This is a genomic window from Fusibacter sp. (assembly GCF_057447755.1).
The window spans coordinates 1-4,146 of the sequence record NZ_JBVBZF010000307.1; the positions used below are offsets into that span (position 1 = coordinate 1).

Sequence of the window (4,146 nt, forward strand, 5' to 3'; positions counted from 1 at the left end):
CGAAAAGTTTATGCACTTATGCTTTATGTCAAATGCAACTTGATCCACATCATAGCCACAAGGTGATATCACACGACGCTCTCCATTAAACAAGTTTACTCGACAAAGAATCTTATGTGGCCCAGAACCAAAATTACTATAGGTTAGTGCCATGGTGGTCAAACTTTGACCTTCATTGTTAATTTGATCATCATATATAAGATAATAGAGATAATCTCCATATATCTCCATGTTTAGAACATTGCCATTTATTTTAATTAAAAATGCCAGCTCATTGTTCTTCAAGTCAAATGTATACAAGTCTGTTTGAACACTTAGCTTATCATTTTGCTTATAAAGGCATATGATTTGTTCAAAACATATATAATAATCATCTGGCATATTATCAATCTCTAAACAATCAATTTTAAAATTATTTAAATCAATTTTATGCATTGATTTACGATAAGTATTGTTTTCTAAGTCCGTTTGATACATGAAAAACAAGCCATATGTCTCGTTATTGTTCACTTTTAAATTACCCAACAACTTTTGATTTTTAAAATCATCATCAGTAATTTGTTTTTTCAACCCCATCACCTCTTCGCAATTATATTACGCAATTTTCATGCCACTTTAACTTTTCGAAACATTTTCTTTGATTAAATACTTTTATTAGGATAAAATATTAAATTAACAGGAGGATAAACAGGTTATGAAAAAAATTGCAGTCGTTTCAGATTCAACCTTTAAGAATAACAGAGTCAGCCTTGTTGGCAATCACTTGAAGTCTAACCTCGAAGAAATCTTTGAAAAGAAAGTGGAGATTCAAACCGTTTACATAGATCAACTTACTGAGCATAGCCTTATAACAGCAGATCTTGTGCTTGTGATGGCAAGTAGTCGATGGAATATTATGAAAGCCTATGTGGATGATCCATCAAAGATCATCGTCATTAAAAGGACTTTTTTAAAAAAAGACATCTATCCCTTATACAATATACCTAAAAACTCAGATGTTCTTGTTGTAAACGATGTAGCGGAAACAATTCTCGAATCTGTTTCTGCCTTATACCACATAGGCATTCGTCATATAAATCTTATTCCATACGAAGAAGGTCACGATTATCACGGTATTAAATATGCAATTTCACCATCTGAAGTCGATTTTATACCAGATTACATTCAAGAAGTCATTGACATTGGTAACCGGGTTATAGACATTTCAACCATGCTTTTTATTATGTCTACATTGGAACTTCAAGACAAGGAGATTCAAAATAATTTCTATCAGTATTATCAAAAAATTCTAAGCCCAAACGACAACATGGAAGATCATTATAATAAGCTATTAGTCCGTACAGAAGAACTGGATTATCTTTTAGATTTGTCACATGATGGTATTTTATTAACTGATCAAAGCGGTAAAATCCTAATTTCTAATAAAGTTTTTGCTCAGATTTTTGAAATAAAAAAACCAATCGAAGGAGAATATCTACATGAAATACTCCCATCAATTGGTGTTAAAAACTATTATAGTGCTAAAACACTGGATGATATTATTACGTATAAAAACAAAACCATAAACCTTGAGAAGAAGGAAATCGTACATTATAATAAAGAAATTAAAATGTACTTCAGTTTTCAAGAAGTTACCTATATTAAAAAATTAGAACAGAATCTAACTCAGAAACTGAGACAAAAGGGGCAAATCGCAAGATATTCTTTTGATGATATTGTCACGAAATCTCCAACCGTCAAGAATATAATTTCAAAGAGCAGGAAGATTGCTCAGTCTGACCTAACTGTTTTGATTACAGGCGAGAGCGGCACAGGCAAGGAAGTTTTAGCACAAGCTTTACACAATGCTTCTAATCGATCCAAACAACCATTTATCGCTATTAATGCTGCCGCCATTCCAGAGCATCTTTTAGAAAGTGAACTATTTGGTTATTCAAGTGGTTCCTTTACTGGCGCCTTAAAAGAAGGTAAAAAGGGTATTTTTGAACGGGCTAATAACGGGACTATATTTCTCGATGAAATTGGTGATATGCCAAATCATCTTCAATCAAAACTTTTAAGAGTCCTCCAAGAAAAGCAAATTACACCTATTGGTGCTGATCACATCATAGAAATTGATGTTAGGGTCATTGCCGCTACTCATAAAAACCTTGTTGATATGGTTCAGGAAGGACAGTTTAGGCAAGATTTATTCTATAGGTTAAATGTATTCCCGATTGATCTCCCCCCACTCCGCAAACGCAAAGAAGACATTCTTTTGTTATTAAGACATTTTACGGATAATCGATATGATATTGAACCTAATTGCGAAACACTTTTAAACGCTTATGATTGGCCTGGGAACATTCGTGAAATAGGTAATGTTGCACATTATATCACGACACTCGACGAATCAAAAACCATTACAGTTGAGTCTCTTCCACACTATATAAGACAAACACCATTACCTGCAAATGAAATGATACTTGATCCTAAAAATGATCAATTAGTCCTACTTGAAAAACATGAAAAGGAAGTCGTTTTTAAAACGCTTAATGCGATCTTCTTTCTCAATAATATTGGAAAAACAGCAGGAAGAAAGCATTTAATTAGTTGTCTAAACAAAGAAAACATTATCCTTCAAGAAAGTGCACTCAGAAAGATACTCTCTGACTTAAATCAATCTAACTTTATTGATATTAAAAAAGGAAGAAGTGGTAGCTATATAACAGAAAAAGGCATTTCATTTTTAAAAAAACAGGATAGTATATAGGTTGCAGGCTTGATTTAAGCCTGTTTAAAAACCTATTTACTATCCTATCGTTTTAAATTTCCTCATTTTAGAATATCATTTGTCTCACTTCCACTGATTCAAGTGCCGCAAGCTCTTTTTCTATTGCCTTAATTTCATCTTCCTTATTCTTTAAAAATTCCAAGATTATCAGACCGTTTGAACTACATTGACCTTCAACTGAAGCCTCATGTAAGCCCAATCTTGTTTTAATGATGCAGCCATGTTTTGTTAAAAGTTCTTGAACTTTTATCGCTTCATGCTCTCTATCCCCAACCTGAATTCCCATAATAACACGCATATTTGACCTCCAAATTTTTTTGACCTTAATTGAATACCCAAATCATATACGTTTAAACAATTATTATATGAGTATTATAAAATGAAGTGTCTGACCCCAAATTTGTGTTCAAATCTATGTTTCATTTGATTTAATATTGAGTTTATCGTAAAATTTGTGTTCATATACGAATCTGAGTTTAAGTTGCAAACAGAGTTTGAGTTAGAGTCTGAATTACAATTAGAGTTTGAGTTGAACTGGTTCTATTTCACTGGCGCTACTGCATTGATTTTTAAGACCACATCCACTACAGCCGCCACATTTACTGTTTTTCAAATCCCTTTTAGTGCGTTTAAAAGACCAAGTGAGCAAGAGTACCAACAAAGCACCTACTATAATGGTTGACATATTATGCCTCCTGACTAATCTCGTTTAAAGCCATCATTTCATTTCTTTTTGCATCTGCCTTTTTAATGCCAATATATACGCCACCAATAATTGCGACTAGAACAATCATCGCAGGAACAAATCCTGGCGCGAATTCTCTATAAATCAATAAAGTACCAAACTGTGTAATTAAAAGTGCAAGCGTATAGCCTACAGCAACTTGAAACCCTAAGGCTCTACCTAACCATTTTTTTGATCCAAGTTCAGAGTTCATAGCACCCATCGCGGCAAAACATGGTGGTGTGAATAAATTGAATGCAAGGAAAGCGTAAGCAGTGACTGGAGTGAAGAATTGTGTGAGAACACCACCTGGGACATGTAAAGCATCAGCACTTGCCACTGACAATATAACAGCGAATGTTGCTACAACATTTTCCTTTGCAATAAATCCTGTGATAATCGCTGCTGCAAGTTGCCATCCTGCAAATCCTAATGGGATTAAAAGTGGTGCAATAATCGAACCGACACCAGCTAATATACTTGCACTTTGAGAATCAACCGCTTGTAAGTTCCAGCCATAAGCCTGCATAAACCACACTAAAGTATTCATGACTAAAATAATGGTTGATGCCTTATAAATAAAAGCTTTAGCCTTATCAAACATTTGAATGACTGCATTTTTAAGACTCGGTACTTTATACTCAGGAAG

At 33.8% G+C, this 4,146-nt stretch carries 5 protein-coding genes; 1 reads left to right on the forward strand and 4 read right to left on the reverse strand.

The window, feature by feature from the left end; all coding sequences use genetic code 11:
• Window positions 1-570, reverse strand: a 570-nt coding sequence (locus AC220I_RS19075; protein ID WP_486725452.1) for a hypothetical protein, incomplete at its 3' end; no start/stop codon positions are given.
• A 124-nt stretch (window positions 571-694) separates the two neighbouring features.
• Here AC220I_RS19075 and AC220I_RS19080 point away from each other — a divergent pair.
• On the forward strand, window positions 695-2,752 hold the full coding sequence (locus tag AC220I_RS19080) for a sigma-54 interaction domain-containing protein (protein ID WP_486725453.1): 2,058 nt from the start codon (window positions 695-697) through the stop codon (window positions 2,750-2,752).
• Between the two features lie 67 nt (window positions 2,753-2,819).
• Here AC220I_RS19080 and AC220I_RS19085 read toward each other — a convergent pair whose 3' ends face one another.
• The 3 genes from AC220I_RS19085 to AC220I_RS19095 all read right to left on the reverse strand — a co-directional run.
• Window positions 2,820-3,071, reverse strand: coding sequence for a CPF_0552 family protein (locus AC220I_RS19085; RefSeq protein WP_486725454.1), 252 nt, complete (start codon window positions 3,069-3,071; stop codon window positions 2,820-2,822).
• A gap of 219 nt (window positions 3,072-3,290) precedes the next feature.
• Window positions 3,291-3,458, reverse strand: coding sequence for a FeoB-associated Cys-rich membrane protein (locus AC220I_RS19090; protein ID WP_486725455.1), 168 nt, complete (start codon window positions 3,456-3,458; stop codon window positions 3,291-3,293).
• Window position 3,459: 1 nt separating this feature from the next.
• On the reverse strand, window positions 3,460-4,146 hold a 687-nt coding region (locus tag AC220I_RS19095), incomplete at its 5' end, for a nucleoside recognition domain-containing protein (protein WP_486725456.1).